Consider the following 21,063-nt stretch of genomic DNA (forward strand, 5'->3'; position numbering starts at 1 on the left):
TATGAAAATAAAAAACAAATCGCCAAAAGAGTTAAAAGAAGTAAGTCAAAATATTAGAGATAGAATTATAGACGTTGTATCTAGAAAAGGTGGACATTTTTCTTCAACTCTTGGTGCAGTTGAACTTACTGTTGGTATGCATTATGTTTTTGATTCCCAAAAAGACCCTTTTATTTTTGATGTATCTCATCAATGTTATCCTCATAAACTAATAACAGGACGATGGGAAAAGTTTGAAACTATCAGACAGTTTGATGGTTTAAGTGGCTTTACAAAACCAAATGAGAGTGACTGTGATTATTTTATTGCAGGGCATAGTTCTACATCTTTATCTCTTGCTGTAGGAGCTGCAAAAGCAATCAAACTTAAAAATGAAGATAGAGTACCAGTTGTTATGATTGGTGATGGTTCTATGACAGCTGGGATGGTTTATGAGGCCTTAAATGAGATAGGGGATTTAAAGCTTCCCATGGTAATCATCTTAAATGACAATGAAATGTCAATAGCAAAACCAATAGGGGCAATTTCAAAATATCTTTCAAAACTTCTTGCTGGAAAATATTATCAAGGTTTTAAAACTAAAGTTGATAAATTTATTAAAAATAATATGCCAGAGGGAACTACATACATAGCCAAAAGAATGGAAGAAGCTCTAAAACTAATTACTCCTGGAATCTTATTTGAAGAGATGGGTGTTGATTATATAGGTCCTATCAATGGACATGATATTGAAGAGATTATAGAGACTTTAGAAATAGCAAAAGCCATGAAAAAGCCAGTAATAGTACATGCCAGAACTGTAAAAGGTAAAGGTTATAAAATAGCTGAAGGTCAACACGAATGTTGGCATGGAGTAGGACCTTTTAATGTAGATGATGGAAAATTTGTAAAAAAAACAGCACCTAAATCAGCAACGGCAGTTTTTGCAGATGCATTACTTGAATTGGCAGAAAATCATGATAATGTAGTGGGAGTAACTGCTGCAATGCCAAGTGGAACTGGAATAGACAAACTAATGGACAAATACCCAGATAGATTTTGGGATGTAGCAATAGCAGAACAACATGCAATTACTTCAATGGCAGCTATGGCAAAAGAGGGATTTAAACCATTTATCACTATCTATTCTACTTTTTTACAAAGGGGATTTGACCAAATTATACATGATGTTTGTTTGATGAATCTTCCTGTTGTGTTTGCTATAGATAGAGCAGGAATAGTTGGAAATGATGGAGAAACACATCAAGGAGCCTTTGATATCTCATTTTTAAGGTTTATTCCAAATATGATTTTATTTGCTCCAAGATGTGATGAGACACTAAAACTTGGACTTGATTTTGCCTATACTTTAAAAAGCCCAAGTGCTATAAGATACCCAAGAGGTGCATATAAAGAAGTTTGTGCTCCTGCATCTCCTTTTGAACTTGGAAAAGCAGAACTTCTAAAAGAGGGAACATCAAATAAACTTTTTATTGCCTATGGAGCAGGTGTTGGAAGAGCTTGTGTAACAGAAGAACTTCATAATGAAGACATAGCAATCTTAGATTTAAGATTTGTAAAACCACTTGATAAAAAAACTTTAAAAGAGTTAGCTAAAAAATATGATGATTGGTATGTTTTTTCAGACTCACAAAAACAAGGTGGAGTAGGTAGTGCAATTTTAGAGTTTTTAAATGAAAACAAAATTAGTGTGAACTTGACAAGTTTTGAATATGAAGATGATTTTATACCGCATGGGGATACGAAACAAGTAGAAGAGTCGTTGGGATTACTTCCTCAACAATTAGCCAATAGAGTAAAATAAAACTCCATCTTTTTCACGGACTCTGCGTTGAAGGAGTTTTTTTATTCAGTCACTTACTACTTGTAAGCTCCTTCACAAAAAAACTCCTTCGCCTTGATTTCGTAAAAAATATGAAGTTTTTTGTATATTAGTGTATATTAATTATAATTTTGTTACATTTAAATAATTAATATTAAAGGACAAATATATGTTAGTAGTAACAACAGATTCATTACCAGACGACTATAAAATTAAGCAAATGTATCCAATGATTGAAGTTACAAGTAGAACTCAAATTTCACAAAAAGGTATTATTCAAGGCATTATTGATAGAAATAGAAATGAACATCAAGAAGCTTATGATGAATTGTGTAAAAGTGCACCATTTGGTGCAAATGCCATAATTGGAGTAAAAGTTAGCACATCTACTCATCAATTTAAAGAAGGAACATTTTTATATATGACTTATATTGGTACTCCTGTTTTTTTTGAAAGTGAAACAATATAAAAATACTAGAAATTCATATTTTATTCAAGGTCAAGGAAGAGGGTGAAATTTAGAAGTGAAGTTTACTAAGGTAAATGAGCCTCTGAATTTTGGCATCTGACGCAGAGATTGGATAAAAGATGAGTTTCATTTTAGGTATGGAATCAATTTCTCCACACATAGTCCCATCGCCGTACTCTCATATCCAATCACTTCTTTTATATATGGTTTACAAAATCCTTCTACCATAATAGCTCCTGCTTTTCCCATCCACTCATTTGAGTCAAGGTAGTTTTGCATATCTTTTTCATCGAATTTTTCAAAGATGTAGGTTGTGATGGATATGTCTATTAGTTCTAGGGTTTTGCTTTTGTATTTCATACAGCTTATTACTGAGGTTTGGTTTCCACTTTGCTGTTCTAACATTCTTTTTGCATCATTTTTATCTTTTGCTTTTCGAAGTAACAAGTTATTTGCTGTTACTACTGAATCTGATACTAAGAGAGGGTACTCTTTTATGCCGTATTTTTTGTATAGTTCATCAAATTTTCCTAGCGTTGCTTGGTAGGCAAAACTTTTTGGGTCTGTAGTACGTATTGTGTCTTCATCAAACTCTCCACCACTTTGGATAAACTCTATGTTATGAGCTTTTAGAATCTTAGCTCTTGTGGGTGATTTTGAACCTAATCTTATCAATAAATTTCCTTTTTATTTCAATTATGATATTTTACGCAAATGAATCAAAAAACAAAATATAATCTTCCTAAAGGTTTTATATTTATACTTGCAATGTTAGGTTCAATTACCCCACTTGCAGTTGATGTATATCTTCCAGCTTTTAAAAATATAGCAAACTATTTTTACACCTCTATAGATGAAGTTGAAATAACACTTAGTCTGTATCTTTTAGGTTTTTCTGTAGGACAATTAATTGGTGGTCCTTTATCTGATAGATATGGAAGAAAGATTTTTATATTTTTAGGTTTATGTATATATATTTCTTTTTCATTTTTTATCTCACAAGCATCTTCTATAGAACAAGTTTGGGTATTTCGTTTCTTTCAAGCTATTGGCGGTGGATTTGCTGTTGTTAATACAAATGCAATAGTAAGAGATGTTTATCATGGGAAAGAGGCAGCTAGAGTATTTTCTATAATTTCTATGATTATGATGGTCGCTCCCATGATAGCTCCAGCAATTGGAGCTACCATTCTAAATTTTTACTCTTGGGAGTATATATTTATATTTTTATCTATTTATACAATTTGTATAATTTATTTCATTAAAAAATTACCTGAAACTTCACCAAAAAGTAAAAATACAAATGTTTTACATAATTATAAAAGAATCTTTTTAAATAAAAAAGCGATACTTCTTATACTTGCGGGTGGATTTGGGTTTTCTGGGATGTTTATCTTTATCACAAAATCTTCATATATATATATGGACTTTTTTGCAGTTGAGGCAAAATATTTCACAGTATTATTTGGCTTAAATGTTTTGACTTTAATCTCTTTTAGTAGATTAAACATATTTTTTTTAAAAAAGCATACAACCTTTTCTCTACTTCGTTTAGGAGTAACTATCCAACTACTTAGTGCAATATGTTTGTATTTACTTAGTGATTATCACACAGTATATTCTGTGGCTTTTTTTATCATGTTATATGTGGGAGCATTGGGATTTATTTTTGCAAATGCCATAGCTTTAGTTTTGGAGGATTTTGGAGATATTAGTGCTACAACAAATTCTCTTTATGGGGTGATAGGTTTTATTATTGCAGCATTTGTTGGATTTTTAGCAAGCTTTTTTCATAACAATACTTTAGAGCCAATTTTTATTTTGATGATGTGTACTTCTTCTTTATCATTTATGATATTACTTTACGTAAAAATCTCAAAAGTTTAGATTATGAAATACTATTTCTTTTTAGTTTTAGCTGTACTTTTTTGGTCTGGAAACTTTGTATTAGGTAGATATGTATCTACAAATATATCAGCACTAGAGTTATCATTTTTTAGATGGTTTTTTGTACTTGTGATTTTATCTCCATATATATTTTTAAATAGAAAAAACCTAATATTTATTTTTAAACAAAAACCACTTTTGTATATTTTATTTGGAACTTTGGGTATTAGTGCATATAACACTTTTATATATTTTGGACTAGATTATATTAGTGCTACAAATGCCCTATTGATAAACTCCTCAACCCCAATTTTTATAATTATATTCTCTTCTTTTATTCTAAAAACAAAAATTACAAAAATACAGATTTTGGGAGTACTTTTATCAACTATTGGAGTTGTTTATTTGATAGTAAAGGGTGATTTTGGAAGCTTGTTAAATCTTGAGTTTTCAAGATATGATTTATGGATTATATTAGCTTGTATTTCCTGGGCCTTATACTCTATAAATTTAAAATTTAAACCAATAGAGATAAGACCTTTAGACTTTTTATCTATTATAGTTTTTATTGGGGTAATTATACTGTTTTTTGTCCATGTGCTTTTTGATTTCAGATTTGAATATATCTTTTTAAGTGATGAGAAAATCTTTTACACCTTAATATATATGGCGATTTTCCCATCTATACTCTCCTTTTATTTTTGGAATTTGGCAACTGTTGAAGTTGGAGCAAACAAGGCTGGACAATTTGCACATCTTATGCCTGTCTTTGGTTCAATACTTGCTTATATATTTTTAAATGAGTCTTTAGAACCATATCATACAGTTGGTATTATCTTTATAGCTTTGGGTATATATTTATCGATATTTTTAAAAAAGGTATCAGTTGATAAATAGTATTTCTGGAGGTTTAATATTTTTATCTTTTTTATTTACAAATGTTGCATACTTTTTTGATGATAAGATTCTAATATTTGCAGCTGTTTTTGCATGGAGTGCTTTTTTATTACTTTTTATTAGCTTGGGCAAAAAGAAGATAATAGTCTCACTTTTAGGATTATCAGTCTTGAGTTTTTTATTTTCTTATATAAAAGGCTTTGAGATAGATTTTGCAAAAGCTTTGAGTATAAATCAATATCTTTTGACCTTACTTATAGGAGTTACCTTTTTAAAACTAATAGCCACTCCAAAGTTTGAAAAAGAAACAAAAAAAGAGTCAGGTAAAAGCTCTTTTTTTAAAACCTATTTTGGTGTGCATCTTTTTGGTTCAGTTATTAACCTCTCTTCTTTGATTTTAATAGCAGACAAGATGTATAAAAAAGCTCCTTTAACAAAGTTGCAGTTAGTTGTACTTACAAGGGCTTTCTCTTCTGATGCTTTTTGGTCTCCATTTTTTGTAGCCTTTGCGGCTGCTTTGATATACTTGCCAGGTTTTCATAAACCTACTATTTTCTTTTGTGGAGTTATTCTCGCTCTTATTACTTTATTACTAACTTATCTTGAAGTTGGCAAGAAGTTCGAATTAGAAAACTTCAAGGGTTATCCTATCTCTTTAGAAACACTTTATATCCCAGTACTATTAGTAATATCTATTTTGATTACAAAATATTATGAAGAGAATTTGAAAGTTATTATTTTAGTGAGTATTTATTCTTTGTTCTTGACTATTTTTATCTCAATTATAAAAGTAAATTTCACAAAAACGCTTTGCTTATTAAAAGAGCATATTACAAATGATTTACCAAAAATGAAAATGGAAATATCCCTATTTTTGGTTGCTGGTTTGTTTGGTGTGTCAATTAGTACTATTCTAAATGGCTATCACCTTACAGTACCTTTTAGTGAGTTTACATATCTGGAAGCTTCACTTACTCTATTTGGATTTATATTTTTAGCTTTTATAGGAATTCATCCTATTATCACTATTGCAGTGATTGCTGATTTTTTACTTCAGTTTAATCATACTTTACTTGCCATTACTTTTTTAATGGCTTGGGCAATAACAGTTTCAACTTCACCTTTTAGTGGCTTAAACTTGACTATGCAGGCTAGATATAATATTGAGGCAAAAGAGATATTTACATTAAACATATTTTTTGCTATAAAGATGTATATAGTTTGTGCTATAGTACTTTATATTTTAGATAATTTTATTGTATGATTAAAATATCATAAAAATTTCATATCAAGAAATTATACTTACAAATAAGGAATAACATTGAAAACATCAAATTTCCCCTTTACATTAAAGCTTTTTGACCCCTTAAAGAAGCTTAATATTAAAATGATTATTCCTTATTATTGGTAAAAGTATGAGCCTATTTTTTATTATATTATTAAAAGTATTTCCTATTTATATCAATGTAGTTCTTGGTTACTTATCCTCTAAGCTTCTTAATGTTCAAAGAGAATCAGTAGCTACTTTACTTATTTATATATTAGGCCCTATTGTTGTATTTTCTGCGACATTGAGTGTAAAAATTGATTTTGCAGTTGCTTTTTTACCTATATTTTTATTTGTTTTTTGTTCGATTTTAGCTTTTGCCTCATTGGCTTTATTTAAAAACTCTTGGAATGACCCCACTGGTAATATATTAGCTTTTTCAGCAGGAACTGGTAATACAGGATATTTTGGTATTCCACTAGCTATTATATTTTTCCCTCCCCATTTAGCTGATATTTATATTTTTACTGTTTTAGCTTCACTTTTATATGAAAGTACTTCTGGGTTTTATGTTACTGCAAAGGGTAACTTTACAGTTGGACAATCTTTAAAAAAGATGGCAAGACTTCCTATTCTTTATGCTTTTATTTTAGGAATTATTTTTAATATTGCAGGCTTTGAAATACCAGAAGTGATTAGTTCATATACTGGACAGTTTAAAGGTGCATATGGAATCTTAGGTATGATGATGCTTGGGATGGGATTAATTGGTTTAAAAAATAGTGAAGGTAATTTTGATATAAAATTTATCTCAATTGCATATTTTATGAAGTTTGTTTTTTGGCCTTTAGCAATACTTGGATTTATATATTTAGATAAAACATTTTTTACATTTTTAAATGAAGATTTATATAAAGTTTTATTTTTATTTGCCATAGTTCCACTTGCTGGAAATACAGTAACCCTTGCAGTACTATTAAATGCAAAACCAGAGAAAGCTAGTTTAGCTGTATTTTTAAGTACAGTAGTTTCGGTTTTAACTATACCACTTTATATATTTTTATATGGAGGATTTTAATTAGAATTTAGAATTCTTCTTGATTTCCAATAGTGAGCTTTCCAATAGGGATTTGATAGGCTAGATATCATAACTCCTCTTGATGTTGATACATGCATAAAGTCTCCATTTTTTAAATAGATTCCCACATGACGTGAGCCTTTTTTGCTTGTAATAAAAAATACTAAGTCACCAGTAGTTAGATTTTTCTTTTGTATACTTTTGCCACTTTTTGATTGGTAAAGAGTTGTTCTAGGTATTTGTTTGGTTAAAGTCTTTCTATATGCATCATAAACAAAATATGAACAGTCAATTCCATCTCTATTTTCTCCACCATATTTATAACTAACACCTTGCCATTGTCTATAGTGTGAAAGCAGGGCATCTGAGATATTTATATTTTTGTAAGTGTTATTTGTTTTATATGAGGAGAGAGGTTTTTTAGGAGTATATGGATTACTTGTTGAACAACCTGTTAATATAAGTATAAAAAGAGTAAAAAAAAGAGTTGTTTTCATAATATATCCTAAAATCTTATTTGTAATATATCAAAAAAAAGATTATGTGTAAAGAGGGCTAAAACCCTCTTAGTGTAACTCCTAGAAAAATTGCAATAAGTCCTAATACAATATTTGTAGGGATAAATATTTTTGCGATAGGTTCTAATGTAGCTTTTGCAAGTGCTACTTCACCATTATCAAAGTATTTTTGAGCCTTTACTCTTTTTATATAAATATAGATAAAGATTAGAGTCATCACAGTCCAAATAACTTCTTTTATAAGTGCAACTTTATATAAAGGAGTTGATTTTAATTCTAGTCCTAAAATCATCATTATTGCAGTTATTAATAAAACTAAAATAGCAGGAATAACCATATTAAAAAACCTTTTCAGATTTTCTAAGGTTCTAGCTAGTTTTATTTTAGGCTCTTCTATGTTTTGCATAGAGTAGTGAACTGCAAATCTAATAGCAATCATTCCACCTACCCATAAAACAGCAGAGATTACATGTAAAAATATTATAAGACTAGGTATTGATAAGAATAGCTCTTTCATAGTTTACCTTAGATATTCTCTTTTGCAAAGAATAGTGCTTTTTCTTTTGCTTCATCTATTTTTGATACATCTTTTCCACCAGCTTGTGCGAAGTCAGGTCTCCCTCCTCCACCTCCACCTACGATTGGAGCGATCTCTTTTATCCAATTACCAGCTTTAATATTTGTATTTTTGCTTCCTGCTACAAGCATTACTTTATCATCTTTTGCTTGGATTAAAAGTATTGCTACTTTTTCATTTCCATTTTTTGCATCATCTACTATTTTTTTGATATCGCCATTTTTTACAATATCAACGATTACTTTTGTATCACCAATCATCTCTTCAGATATTGGAGCAGTTGATGCACTTTGAGCTTCATTTAGTTCTTGTTTTAAAGATTTTACTTGTTCTTTTAGTTTTTTAATACCAGATATAACATCAGAGTTTTTGATTTCATTTTCGATTTCATTCATTTTAGAAATGATAGAGTTTGTATATTTAATTGCAGCAGCTCCACAAACAGCTTCTATTCTTCGCACACCTGCACTAACTCCTGATTCTTTTACAATATAAAAACTTCCTATATCTAAAGCATTTCTTACATGTGTTCCACCACAAAACTCTACAGAAATATCTCCAAAGTTTACAACTCTAACCATATCTCCATATTTTTCACCAAACATAGCAATAGCACCTCTTTGTTTAGCCTCTTCAATAGGTAGTTCTTCTACAGTTCCTTTTAAAGCTCTTGTAATCATAGAGTTTACTAAATCTTGAACTTCCTCGATTTGCTCATTTGTCATTGCCTTTGGATAAGTAAAGTCAAATCTTAACCTTGAAGCATCATTTAGTGAACCAGCTTGTGAAACTGTATCACCTAGTACCATCTTAAGTGCACTTTGTAAAAGGTGAGTAGCACTATGGTGTTTTGCAATTTCATATCTGTTTACTACAACAGCATTTACAACTTCACCTTTTTTTAAATTAGAAGTTTCAACTTTTATTTTAGATAGATTAATTCCATGAAATTTTGAAGTCTCTTCAATAATTGCAACATGTTCTTTATCTTCTAAGGCTCCAATATCTCCACTTTGTCCACCACTTGTTGCATAAAAAGGAGTTTTATCAAGCATAATCCAACCAGTTTGACCCTTTTCTAGGGCATCAACTTCATTGAATTTCTCATCTAGAAGTGTAACAATTTTACTTTTATATGAAATATTATCATATCCAACAAACTCATTTAAGCCATATTTTTCAAGTAAAACTTTAAAATCACCCTCACTAGCTTCATCACCACTGCCTTTCCAAGCAGCTTTAGCTTTAGCTTTTTGCGCATCCATTAATTTATCAAATGTTTCAATATCAACTTTTAAATCTTTTTCTCTTAGCATATCTTCTGTTAAGTCTAAAGGAAAACCATATGTATCATATAGTTTAAATGCAATTTCTCCAGAGAATGATTTTTTTGTATTTGCTAACTCATCATTAAATAGTGTCATACCTGAAGCAATAGTTTTAAAGAATCTCTCTTCTTCTAAGCTTATTTGTTCTTTTATAAATGAAGCTTGCTCTTTTAAGTCACTATAATGCTCACCCATAATATTTATTAAAACATCAACAAGTTTTGACATAAATGCTTCTCTTAGCCCCAATAAATATCCATGTCTAACTGCACGTCTAAGAATTCGTCTATTAACGTAAGGTCGTCCTTCATTTCCAAAAAGAATTCCTTGTGAAAGCATAAAAGATACAGCTCTTAAATGGTCAGCTATAACTCTATATGAACCAATAGTCTCTTTAGTTGGTTCTTTTTTTGCTAATTGAGCTACTTTATTTACTAAAGGTTGGAAATTTGAAGAATCAAAATTATTCAATACACCTTCTTTAATAGCAATAACTCTTTCAAGTCCCATTCCAGTGTCAATTGAAGGTTTAGGAAGTGGAGTTTTTACACCATTTTTTTGTTCATATTGCATAAATACAAGATTCCAGATTTCTAAAAATCTATCTCCATCTCCACCTAAATAGTCCTCATCACTTCCAAAGTTTTCTGCACCTTGGTCATAAAAGATTTCACTACATGGACCACATGGCCCTGTATCTCCCATAGCCCAGAAGTTATCTTTATCTCCAAATCTTTTTATTCTAGAAGGGTCAATATATTTAGACCATATATCAAAAGCTTCATCATCTGTATCATGAATTGTTACCCATAGTTTTTCAATAGGTAAATCTATATTAACAGTTATAAACTCCCAAGCATAAGATATTGCATCTTCTTTAAAATAATCGCCAAATGAAAAATTACCCAACATTTCAAATAGTGTATGGTGACGTGCTGTATATCCTACATTTTCCAAGTCATTATGTTTTCCACCTGCTCTTATACATAACTGACACGATGTTGCAGTTTTGTTTTGAGGGGCTGGAATAGAACCTGTAAATATATCTTTAAACTGAACCATACCTGCATTTGTAAAAAGAAGGCTTGGATCATCTGGGACTAATGGCATTGAAGATATAACTTCATGCCCTTTACTTTTAAAAAACTCTAAGTACTCTTTTCTAATATCCATATAAAATTCCAATTGTAATTTAAGAACAAATATTCTACCTAAAATATAATTTATTAAAGATTATGTATACAAAATCACAAGTTTATTTAAAGTTTAAGTCTGTATAATTTTTTAAACAATACATATAAAAGGAAACTTGATGGGTAAGTATATTGAATTAACACAAGACAATTTTGATGCAACAGTTAACTCTGGAATTTCAATGGTAGATTTTTGGGCACCATGGTGTGGGCCTTGTAGAATGCTAGCTCCAGTAATTGACGAATTAGCAGAAGAGTTTGAGGGGAAAGCTAATATTTGTAAAGTAAATACAGATGAAGAGCAAGATTTAGCAGTTAAATTTGGAGTAAGATCTATTCCAACAATTGTTTTTGTAAAAGATGGAGAAGTTGTTGACCAAATGGTTGGTGCTGCTTCAAAACAAGCTTTCGCTGACAAAATTAATTCATTATTATAATAAATAATAAGTTTGTAAAAAAAGGCAAGAGAATTTTCTCTTGCCTTTTTTTATTTCTAAAATTAAAATATCTTTAAAAATAAATTATAAAAAATTATACGTTCATTAGTTTTATGAATATTACTGTTTAATACGATAAATAATATCAAAGGATAAAAATTATCCATAAAGATTAGAATTTAATTAATCTTATGCTTAATATTTTTTAAGTAGCATATTACTTTAATTAAAATGTATAATTTACATTAACAAGTTACTTTGATATAAAAAATAAAAAGAGGAATATGTATGTTAGATTTAGCAATTATTGGTGGAGGGCCAGCTGGACTTACAGCAGGTTTATATGCCACTAGAGGTGGACTTAAAGATGTTACTATGTTTGAAATGGGAATGCCAGGTGGTCAAATAACAGGAAGCAGTGAAATAGAAAACTATCCTGGACAAGCTGAAGTTGTAAGTGGTTTAGACTTAATGGAATCTTGGCCAAAACAAGCAATGAGATTTGGATTAAAGCATGAGATGAATCAAGTATCAAAAGTAACAAAAACGGGTGATATCTTTACTATTGAATTAGTTGATGGCACTAAACAAGAAGCAAAATCAGTACTCCTTGCAACTGGATCTGTACCTAAAAAAGGTGGATTTAAAGGTGAAAATGAGTTCTTTGGAAGAGGTGTTTCTACTTGTGCTACTTGTGATGGTTTTTTCTATAAAAATAAAGAAGTTGCTGTTATTGGTGGTGGAGATTCAGCTTTAGAAGAGGCAGTATATCTTTCTAAAATTTGTTCTAAAGTATATGTTGTACATAGACGTGATACATTTAGAGCAGCTCCAAGTACAATAGAACATATGAAAGCTTGTGAAAATATTGAAGAAGTTACAAATGTAACAGTTGAAGAAGTTTATGGTGATAACAGCGGTGTCTTAGGAGTAAAGGTAAAATATAAAGAATCAGGAGAACTTAGAGACTTAGCTGTTCCTGGTGTATTTACTTTTGTGGGACGTGATGTATTAAGTGATAGCTTAAAACAAGATGATGGTACATATCTTTGTGAGGTTAATGAAGCAACAGAAGTTGTTGTTGACCTTAAAATGAGAACAAATATCCCTGGTCTTTATGCAGCAGGTGATGTTAGAATTGATGCAGCTAAACAAGTTGTTTGTGCAGCAGGTGATGGTGCAACAGCAGCTGTCAACATAATAGAATATTTAGGATAAAAGGATAAATAATGGGAAAATATATAGAATTAACACAAGATAATTTTGATGCAACAGTTAAAGAGGGAATTTCAATGGTAGATTTCTGGGCACCATGGTGTGGACCTTGTAGAATGTTAGCTCCAGTTATTGATGAATTGGCAGAAGAATTTGAAGGAAAAGCAAATATTTGTAAAGTAAATTCTGATGAAGAGCAAGACTTAGCAGTTAAATTTGGAGTAAGATCTATTCCAACAATACTTTTTATGAAAGATGGAGAAGTGGTTGATCAAATGCTTGGTGCTGCTTCAAAACAAGCTTTTGCAGATAAAATTAACGGACTAATTTAAAAACTCACTCTAAAAAATAAAAAGATAGAGATTTTCTCTATCTTTTTTTTTACTTAAACTTTTAACCTACTTTAAATGACATACTTATGCCATACAAACCTTATACAATTAGATTAATTAATAAATGAAAGGTTTACTATGAGTAACAATATGAAAATAGCGATTCCAATTTTAATCGCGATTATCGTTGCACTTCTTCCAACACCTGAAGGGCTAACAGTAAATGCACAATATTTCTTTGCTGTATTTCTAGGAGTAATTGCAGGTCTGATTTTAGAACCAATTCCACCTGCACTAATAGGTTTAGTTGGTGTATCATTTTGTGCAGTATTTGGTTTAGTTGATGAAAGTGCAAAAGCTTCAAGAAACTGGGCTTTAAGTGGTTTCTCAAATGGAGTTATTTGGTTGATTTTTGCAGCATTTATGTTTGCACTTGGTTATAAAAAATCAGGATTAGGTAAAAGAATTGCACTATTATTAGTGAAAAAACTTGGTAAAACAACACTTGGACTTGGATATGCAGTAGCTTTTGCAGATGGTATACTTTCTCCTTTTATGCCATCAAACACAGCAAGAAGTGCAGGAACTATTTTCCCAATTGCGATTAATATTCCTCAAATGTTTAATTCAACTCCAGATAATGACCCAAGAAAAATAGGTTCATATATTTCATGGGTTGCTATTGCTGCAACTTGTGTGACAAGTTCTATGTTTTTAACAGCTCTTGCACCAAATTTACTTGCAGTTTCACTTGTGGAAAAAAATGTAGGGATAGTTATTGATTGGGGTACATGGTTTAGTACTTTAGCAATTATTATGGTACCGTTATTTTTATTAGTACCATATCTTGCATATATTGTATATCCACCTGAACAAAAAGTTTCTCCAGAAGCTCCTGCTTGGGCTGCTAAACAACTTGAAGAGATGGGATCTATTACAAGAAAAGAAGTTATTATGCTTTGCTTAGGTTTACTAGCACTTGTAATGTGGATTTTTGGAAAACAAATAGGAGTAAATGGTACAGTAGCAGCAGTTGCGGTTCTTTGTTTACTAGTTTTATTTGATGTGATTAATTGGGATGATGTAATTAGTAATAAAGCAGCAATCAATGTATTTATTTGGTTTGCAACACTTGTAGCTATGGCATCTGGACTTAAAAAAGTTGGATACTTAGATTGGGCATCTGGATTAATCTCTAATTGGTTAGTTGGAATGGAAGCAGCTGTGATAGGAATAATTCTACTAGTATTGTTTTTCTTATTTCACTATTTATTTGCAAGTGTTACAGCACACACTGTTGCACTATTACCACTATTCTTAGGAATAGCAGCAAATTTAGTACCTGCAGAAATGCTTCAACCAATAGCTATGCTTTTAGTTGGGTCATTAGGTCTTATGGGTATTATAACACCATATGCTACAGGACCATCACCAATTTGGTATGGAGCTGGATATATTTCACAAGCTACTTGGTGGAGACTTGGGTTGATTTTTGGAGCTATATATTTAGGAGCTCTTGTTGCACTAGGTTTTGTAATTCTATAAATAGTAATTAAAATAAATGGTGTCAAGTCTTTTGGCACCATTCTTCTTTGAAAATTTAACTCAAATTTTTCTTATAAAAAAACTCCTAATTTTTTAAACTTATAAAAGTAATGGTGAACTTGTTTTGATTAACCTTATACTTAATATTTTTTAAGTAATATAACGACTTTACATAACTCTTTTGGCATACATTACTATTTCTTTGTATTGGAGAAATTATAATGTAATACTAAAGAAATTTATGACAACAAAATTGTTAATATTAAAGAACATTTAGGATAATAAAATATGATTAATGTAGGTGTAGTAGGTAGTACAGGTAGAGTTGGGTCATTATTGATTGATGATTTACAAAATGATGAACAAGCCAAACTAGGTGCTTGTCATGTTTTTGATGAATTAAAAAAGAGTGTACCAGAAGGTACTGTTGTAACAAATGATATGAAAACACTTTTAGAAAGTGTTGATGTTGTTGTAGATTTTTCTGCACCTGTTGCAACGGAGAGTCTTCTTACAGAAGTTATTGAAGGTAAAAATAAAAAACCTTTAGTAATCGCAACAACAGGATTTTCAAAACATCAACAAAACTTGCTTATAGAAGCTAGTAAATTAGTTCCTATTCTTTATTCTACAAATATGAGTTTAGGAGTTGCAGTTTTAAATAAACTTGTATCCCTTGCTTCAAAAACATTAAGAGACTTTGATATAGAAATTGTAGAACAACATCACAAACACAAAGTTGACTCTCCTTCGGGAACTGCTTTAACACTTGCAGAGCATGCAGCAAATGCAAGAGATTTAAACTTAGATGATGTTAGAGTTTCTGGAAGAGATGGACTTATTGGTGCAAGAACAAAAGATGAAATTGCAGTTATGAGTTTAAGAGGTGGAGATGTTGTTGGACGTCACACTGTTGGATTGTATAATGATGGTGAATTTATCGAATTAAATCACACAGCAACGGCTAGAAATACTTTTTCAAAAGGTGCAATAAAAGCTGCTAAATGGCTTGTTAATAAAGAACCAGGTCTATATTCAATAAATGACTGTTTAGGTTTATAAGGAAATAATATGTGTGCAATAGTTGGAATATTTGGTAATGAAAAGGCTTCAAGACTAGCATCTTTGGCTCTGTTTTCTATGCAACATAGGGGACAAGAAGCAACAGGAATATCTTCATCATGTGATGGCAAAATTCATACGATTAAGAATAGAGGATTAGTTTCAGATGTTTTTACAAATGAAGCATTGGATTATCTAAAAGGGAATATGGCTATTGGACACAATAGATACTCAACAGCAGGTGGAGACTCTATAATGGATGCTCAACCTGTATTTGCAAAATATAAACTTGGTGAAATCTCTATTGTACATAATGGTAATTTGATTAATAAAGATGAAATAAGAGAAGACTTAATAGACAAAGGTGCAATTTTTCAAACAGGAATGGACACTGAAAACTTAATTCATCTAATTGCTAAAAATTCAAAAAACAGATTAAGAGATAGAATAAAAGAGGCCTTAGATAAAACTATTGGAGCATACTGTTTTATTATTCAGTCACGTTCAAAACAGTTTGTTATTAGAGATAGATATGGTATTAGACCTCTGTCTTTAGGAAAAATAAAATCAGGTGGATATATAGTTGCTAGTGAGACTTGTGCTTTTGATTTAGTTGATGCTGAATATATTAGAGATGTTAAACCTGGTGAGATGCTAGTATTTGATGAAAAAAATGAAGAACCAGAATCAATCCAATTATATGAACCAGAATTTAGACCATGTGCTTTTGAATATGTATATTTTGCAAGACCAGATTCAGTAATAGATGGTAAAAATGTATATAGAACAAGAGAAAATATGGGTAGAACTTTAGCAAAAAATGATAAAGATAGTACTATCACTTATGATATGGTAGTTCCTGTTCCAGATTCAGGAGTTCCGGCAGCTCTTGGATATGCAGCTGAAAGTGGGATACCTTTTGAATATGGAATTATCAGAAATCATTATGTAGGAAGAACTTTTATAGAACCTACACAAGAGATGAGAAACTTAAAAGTAAGAATGAAGCTTTCACCTATGAAATCATTAATTGCTGGAAAATCATTACTTGTAATAGATGACTCAATTGTTAGAGGAACTACTTCTAAAAGAATTGTAAAGATGTTAAAAGAAGCAGGTGCTAAAGAGGTTCACTTTAGAGTTGCAAGTCCTGAGATAAAATTTCCATGTTATTATGGAATAGATACTCCTACAAAAGAAGAGTTGATTTCTCATAGAATGACTAAGCAAGAGATTGAAAAGTATATTGAAGCTGATTCATTAGAGTATTTATCAATTGAAGATTTAACAGACTCTATTGGAAATGATAGAGATTATGCATTAGAAAGTTTCAACGGTGACTATTTCGTTAACAAATAGTAATATCACAAAAAAAAATAGCTTAGAAAACCTACTTACTATTGGAAGATATTTCCGAAGTAAGTTTGGTGAAACCATTTATAAAGTTCCTGTATCTATTTCTGGATTTACTTGTCCAAATATTGATGGTACAGTGGCAAAAGGTGGCTGTAGTTTTTGTGAAAATGACTCTTTTTCTCCTAATTTACAAGAAAAAAAACCTAAATTTAAACTTCATCCTTCAAATCCTTCAAATCCATATTTACAACAGCAATTACAACAGCTTGAACTGCAGTTTAATGCTACAAGACAAAGACTTGAAAATAAGTTTGGAACTAAAAAATATATAGTTTACTTTCAATCATTTACAAATACTTATGCTCCTATTGAGACATTAAAAGCACTTTATACAAAAGCTTTATCTTTTGACAATGTTATAGGTTTAAGTATTGGTACAAGAACTGATTGTATGACAGATGAGATTTTAGATTTTATAGAAGAGTTATCAAAAGATAAAGAGATTTGGGTTGAGTATGGAATACAGAGTTTTTATGATGAAACCCTTGATGAAATAAACAGAGGTGATAGTGCTTCTAATATGAGAGAGTGGATTGTTAAGACTAAACAAAGAGGTCTAAATGTTTGTGGACATTTAATTTATGGCCTTCCAAATGAGACTCAAGAGATGATGTTAGAAACACTTAAGCAAACAATTAAGTTAAATGTAGATTCAATTAAATTTCATCCTTTATATGTGGTGAAAAATACACTTTTAACTGCAAAATATTTAAATGGAAAGTTTGAGCCAATAAGTGAAGAGCTTTATATTGATACTGTTGTAAAATCCATAAAAATGCTTCCTAAAGATATCTCTATTCAGAGAATAACAGCTGGTATAGATGATAATACTCTTCTTGCACCCTTATGGTGTAAAAACAAACATCAACAAATACAAAAAATAAAAAAGGCTTTAGTAAAAGAGGGATTAAGATATTAATTTGTATCTATAAAAGATACAAATTAAGTTTTGATTTTTAGAAGATAATCAACTACATTTTCAATAAATGCATCATGTTTTCTATCTTTTCTATAGGCAATATATAGTTTTCTTGTCATTCTACCATTACCAATTCTTGATTCATATAAGGCGTTTGATTTAAGTAGTGAATCAATAGCATTTCTAGAAACAATAGAAACCGTTGGAGCTTGAGTTGTATCTGAGTGTAAAACTGTTTGTACTATGGTTGTAGCACTTGTAACTTCACTTGTAACATCAAACTGATCACAGTCTGGAAAGTTTGCTTTGTCAAGGTTCTCTTTAAATATCATTCTTGTATTTGAATCAGGGTTTCTGCAAACCCATTTATAAGATAATAAGTCTTCAGGCTTTGCCCTTGCTGGAAGTTTTTGATTAGAGAATATTACAATCTCATCTTCCATCCATTCTCTGTAGATAATATTTTCTTCAGGAATATAGTTCTCTACTAAGGCAATATCGATTTTTTTATCAAGTAAATCTTCAATAGTCTTATGTGAAACAGATACATTTATAGATACATCATTATGAATATTCTCTTTTAGGTGATTTAAAAATCTTGGCAAAATATAGTTACCTATAATAAATGAAGCACCAAACATAAAAGTAACATTTTTATTCATAATTTTTAGTAACTCTTTTTCTCCATTACTGACACATCTTTCAATCTTTTGGGCGATGTTATAAAGCATCTGTCCCTCTTTTGTAAGTCTAATACCATTTTTCTTTCTGTCCACAACTTGAACTTCTAAATACTCTTCAATAAACTTCATTTGTTGTGTAACAGCAGGTTGAGAAATACCAAGTTTAGCAGAAGCCTTCGAAAAAGATTTTTCTCTAACTACTGTTAAAAAAGTATTTACTTTTGCAAAATCATTAAGCATTTATTCAAAACCTTTTATTCTTAAGTTATGAGAATGATAACATTTATTTATATATAAAAATATTAATTTAAATAGTTTTATTTTATTTTTGATATAATAGTTAATTAATTGGAGTTAAAATGTCAGAAAAATTTTTATCAAGTTTGAATGAATCTCAACAAAAAGCTGCAAAACATATTGATGGCTCACTATTAATTTTAGCAGGTGCAGGTTCAGGAAAAACTAAAACTATTACAACTAGATTAGCATATCTTATATCAATAGGGATTGACCCTACCTCAATTTTAACGCTTACCTTTACAAATAAAGCAGCAACGCAAATGAGAGAAAGAGCTTATACAATGATTGGTTCAAATATGACCACTCCACCAATCCTTTGTACCTTTCATAAATTTGGTTTGCTTTTTTTGAAGTTTTATATGAGTGAATTAAATAGAAAAAATAATTTCATAATAATAGATACAGATGATAAAAAACGAATATTAAGAAGCATAGAAAAGGATATTCCTGTTGCAATGTTAGTTTCAGAAATATCAAAATACAAAAATACTCTGTTAACTCCTGCAGAGGTAAAAACAGGGGCTGAACTTAAGATTTATCAACAAGTTGCAAATGTATATGAAAAGTATGAGAACTATCTGTTAAAAAACAATTTAGTTGACTTTGATGACTTACTTTTACTTCCCTTTAGAATAATGTCAAATAACGAGGCTCTTGCAAAAGAGACAAGTAGTAAGTACCAATATATCATGGTAGATGAGTATCAAGATACAAATGAGTTACAATATAAGTTGCTAAGACTACTTTGTTCTACACATAATAACTTGTGTGTTGTTGGTGATGATGACCAGTCTATTTATGGATGGCGTGGTGCTACTATTAAAAATATTTTAAATTTTTCTGAGCATTTTGAAAATACATTAGTAGTAAAACTTGAAGAAAATTATAGATCTACTGATACAATTCTTGACCATGCAAACCAACTAATAGAACACAATCGGGATAGATTGGGTAAAAAACTCATTGGCACAAGAGCAAAAGGTGATAGCATAAAGGTTTATGAATCACATGATGAAAATGAAGAGACAAGAAAATTAATTGAAGATATTAATAAGTTACTTGATAGTGGTGTAAGAGGAAGGGACATTGCAATATTATTTAGAGTAAATGCACTTTCAAGGTCTTTAGAGGAAGGCTTTAATAAAGCTGGACTTAACTATAAACTTGTTGGTGGAATGAAGTTTTACGAAAGAGCTGAAATCAAAGATTTGATTGCTTTTTTTAGAGTTATTACAAACTCATACGATAACTTCTCTTTTAAAAGAATTGTAAATAAACCAAAAAGAGGTATTGGTAAAACTACAATAGATAAACTGGAAGCAAAATCTATTGAGATGAAAAAACCTATTTTCGAAATAGTTGATGAGTTTTCACCAGATGAATTAAGTGCAATAGTAGGAAAGAAAAACTCAAGAACCCTAAAAGTATTTTTAGCCTCAATTTGGGACTTAAAAGATACTTTACAAGAATCAAAAATGAGATTTTTAGATATCTTTGAAGATACTTTTGATTTTAGAGCATCATTTGAAAATATCCCAGATGGCTTTGAGCGACAAGCAAATATCGATGAGTTTTATGGATATGTTAGAGACTATTTTATTCAAAATCCACTTTTAGAGCTAGATAACTTTTTAAATGAAATAGCTTTAGGTAGTGAAGATACAGAGTTAGAAAATGAAGCAATCTCTATGATGAGTATACATGCTTCAAAAGGTTTGGAGTATAAACATCTATTTATAATAGGGATGGAAGAAGGCTTTTTCCCAATAATTGGCGATGGAAGTGATTCAGAAGAAGAGAGACGTCTAGGGTATGTTGCTTTTACAAGAGCAATGGATAATTTAACTTGTAGTTTTGTACACTCCAGATTTTATAAAGGTAAAAGAACAACTCTGTTAAAAAGTAGATTTTTAACTGAATCAGGTCTTATAAAAGGGTGTTTAACAATCCAACAACAATCATCATCATTTAAAAAGGGTGATTTAGTAAAACACAAAATTTTTGGTATGGGAAGAGTTCAAAAAGCTGCAAAAGCTGGAAAAGACTTCAAACTTACAATTAATTTTGGTGGTACAAAAAGAGATATTCTTTCATCATTTGTAGAAAAAGCTTAAGAGT

Annotated in this window: 19 protein-coding genes; 14 read left to right on the top strand and 5 right to left on the bottom strand. The window is 30.4% G+C overall.

Going from position 1 to position 21,063, the window contains the following annotated elements; all coding sequences use genetic code 11:
• Nucleotide 1: 1 nt before the first annotated feature.
• Together dxs and ACNI28_RS08295 are read left to right on the top strand one after the other, a co-directional pair.
• Nucleotides 2–1,804 carry a 1-deoxy-D-xylulose-5-phosphate synthase gene (gene dxs / locus ACNI28_RS08290; protein WP_419763791.1) on the top strand — a complete coding sequence of 601 codons (1,803 nt, stop codon included), beginning with the start codon at nucleotides 2–4 and terminating at the stop codon, nucleotides 1,802–1,804.
• Nucleotides 1,805–1,991: 187 nt separating this feature from the next.
• Entirely contained in the window at nucleotides 1,992–2,291 is a 300-nt protein-coding gene (locus ACNI28_RS08295; RefSeq protein ID WP_419763792.1) for a hypothetical protein, read from the top strand.
• Between the two features lie 126 nt (nucleotides 2,292–2,417).
• Here ACNI28_RS08295 and maf read toward each other — a convergent pair whose 3' ends face one another.
• Nucleotides 2,418–2,966 (bottom strand): septum formation inhibitor Maf, encoded by a 549-nt coding sequence (maf, locus tag ACNI28_RS08300; RefSeq protein ID WP_419763793.1) that lies wholly within the window; start codon nucleotides 2,964–2,966, stop codon nucleotides 2,418–2,420.
• Between the two features lie 39 nt (nucleotides 2,967–3,005).
• On the opposite strand from maf, the gene ACNI28_RS08305 reads away from it, so the two are divergent.
• From ACNI28_RS08305 to ACNI28_RS08320, 4 genes are all read left to right on the top strand, one after another.
• Nucleotides 3,006–4,178, top strand: a complete 1,173-nt coding sequence (locus ACNI28_RS08305) for a multidrug effflux MFS transporter (protein ID WP_419763794.1) — start codon at nucleotides 3,006–3,008, stop codon at nucleotides 4,176–4,178.
• Between the two features lie 3 nt (nucleotides 4,179–4,181).
• Nucleotides 4,182–5,075 (top strand): DMT family transporter, encoded by an 894-nt coding sequence (locus tag ACNI28_RS08310; protein WP_419763795.1) that lies wholly within the window; start codon nucleotides 4,182–4,184, stop codon nucleotides 5,073–5,075.
• On the top strand, nucleotides 5,065–6,339 hold the full coding sequence (locus tag ACNI28_RS08315; protein ID WP_419763796.1) for a tellurium resistance protein TerC: 1,275 nt from the start codon (nucleotides 5,065–5,067) through the stop codon (nucleotides 6,337–6,339). Before ACNI28_RS08310 ends, ACNI28_RS08315 begins: the two co-directional genes overlap by 11 nt.
• Nucleotides 6,340–6,490: 151 nt before the next feature.
• Nucleotides 6,491–7,420 carry an AEC family transporter gene (locus tag ACNI28_RS08320; protein ID WP_419763797.1) on the top strand — a complete coding sequence of 310 codons (930 nt, stop codon included), beginning with the start codon at nucleotides 6,491–6,493 and terminating at the stop codon, nucleotides 7,418–7,420.
• Here ACNI28_RS08320 and ACNI28_RS08325 read toward each other — a convergent pair.
• Genes ACNI28_RS08325 through alaS form a run of 3 tightly spaced genes read right to left on the bottom strand, consistent with a single transcriptional unit; the run spans nucleotide 7,417 to nucleotide 11,016 of the window.
• On the bottom strand, nucleotides 7,417–7,917 hold the full coding sequence (locus tag ACNI28_RS08325; protein ID WP_419763798.1) for an NlpC/P60 family protein: 501 nt from the start codon (nucleotides 7,915–7,917) through the stop codon (nucleotides 7,417–7,419). The genes ACNI28_RS08320 and ACNI28_RS08325 overlap by 4 nt on opposite strands.
• Before the next feature lie 58 nt (nucleotides 7,918–7,975).
• Nucleotides 7,976–8,455, bottom strand: coding sequence for a hypothetical protein (locus tag ACNI28_RS08330; protein ID WP_419763799.1), 480 nt, complete (start codon nucleotides 8,453–8,455; stop codon nucleotides 7,976–7,978).
• 8 nt (nucleotides 8,456–8,463) lie between these two features.
• Entirely contained in the window at nucleotides 8,464–11,016 is a 2,553-nt protein-coding gene (gene alaS / locus ACNI28_RS08335) for an alanine--tRNA ligase (RefSeq protein ID WP_419763800.1), read from the bottom strand.
• 139 nt (nucleotides 11,017–11,155) lie between these two features.
• Between alaS and trxA (ACNI28_RS08340) the strand changes: the two genes are divergently transcribed.
• The 7 genes from trxA (ACNI28_RS08340) to mnmL all read left to right on the top strand — a co-directional run bounded on the left by trxA (ACNI28_RS08340) (nucleotide 11,156) and on the right by mnmL (nucleotide 17,962).
• Nucleotides 11,156–11,473: a thioredoxin gene (gene trxA, locus ACNI28_RS08340; RefSeq protein ID WP_419763801.1), complete on the top strand. Its 318-nt coding sequence runs from the start codon at nucleotides 11,156–11,158 to the stop codon at nucleotides 11,471–11,473.
• Between the two features lie 288 nt (nucleotides 11,474–11,761).
• Complete coding sequence (gene trxB / locus ACNI28_RS08345) at nucleotides 11,762–12,691, top strand: thioredoxin-disulfide reductase (RefSeq protein ID WP_419763802.1); 930 nt, start codon at nucleotides 11,762–11,764, stop codon at nucleotides 12,689–12,691.
• 11 nt (nucleotides 12,692–12,702) lie between these two features.
• The gene (trxA, locus tag ACNI28_RS08350; RefSeq protein ID WP_419763803.1) at nucleotides 12,703–13,020 is read left to right on the top strand and encodes a thioredoxin; all 318 of its coding nucleotides are present in this window, start codon (nucleotides 12,703–12,705) and stop codon (nucleotides 13,018–13,020) included.
• 138 nt (nucleotides 13,021–13,158) lie between these two features.
• The gene (locus ACNI28_RS08355; protein WP_419763804.1) at nucleotides 13,159–14,565 is read left to right on the top strand and encodes a DASS family sodium-coupled anion symporter; all 1,407 of its coding nucleotides are present in this window, start codon (nucleotides 13,159–13,161) and stop codon (nucleotides 14,563–14,565) included.
• A 288-nt stretch (nucleotides 14,566–14,853) separates the two neighbouring features.
• Nucleotides 14,854–15,627, top strand: coding sequence for a 4-hydroxy-tetrahydrodipicolinate reductase (gene dapB, locus ACNI28_RS08360; protein ID WP_419763805.1), 774 nt, complete (start codon nucleotides 14,854–14,856; stop codon nucleotides 15,625–15,627).
• A gap of 9 nt (nucleotides 15,628–15,636) precedes the next feature.
• Nucleotides 15,637–16,986 (top strand): amidophosphoribosyltransferase, encoded by a 1,350-nt coding sequence (gene purF, locus ACNI28_RS08365; protein WP_419763806.1) that lies wholly within the window; start codon nucleotides 15,637–15,639, stop codon nucleotides 16,984–16,986.
• A complete protein-coding gene (mnmL, locus tag ACNI28_RS08370; protein ID WP_419763807.1) occupies nucleotides 16,964–17,962 on the top strand; it encodes a tRNA modification radical SAM protein MnmL/YtqA in 999 nt (332 codons plus the stop codon). The genes purF and mnmL overlap by 23 nt, the downstream gene beginning before the upstream one ends.
• A gap of 23 nt (nucleotides 17,963–17,985) precedes the next feature.
• Here the strand turns inward: mnmL and ACNI28_RS08375 are convergent, their stop codons facing one another.
• Nucleotides 17,986–18,885: a LysR substrate-binding domain-containing protein gene (locus ACNI28_RS08375; protein WP_419763808.1), complete on the bottom strand. Its 900-nt coding sequence runs from the start codon at nucleotides 18,883–18,885 to the stop codon at nucleotides 17,986–17,988.
• Between the two features lie 119 nt (nucleotides 18,886–19,004).
• Here ACNI28_RS08375 and ACNI28_RS08380 point away from each other — a divergent pair, with 119 nt between their 5' ends.
• Nucleotides 19,005–21,059 carry an ATP-dependent helicase gene (locus ACNI28_RS08380; protein WP_419763809.1) on the top strand — a complete coding sequence of 685 codons (2,055 nt, stop codon included), beginning with the start codon at nucleotides 19,005–19,007 and terminating at the stop codon, nucleotides 21,057–21,059.
• The last annotated feature ends 4 nt before the right edge of the window (nucleotides 21,060–21,063 follow it).

This window comes from Arcobacter denitrificans (SeqCode) (genome assembly GCF_048571185.1).
Taxonomy (GTDB): Bacteria; Campylobacterota; Campylobacteria; order Campylobacterales; family Arcobacteraceae; genus Arcobacter; species Arcobacter denitrificans.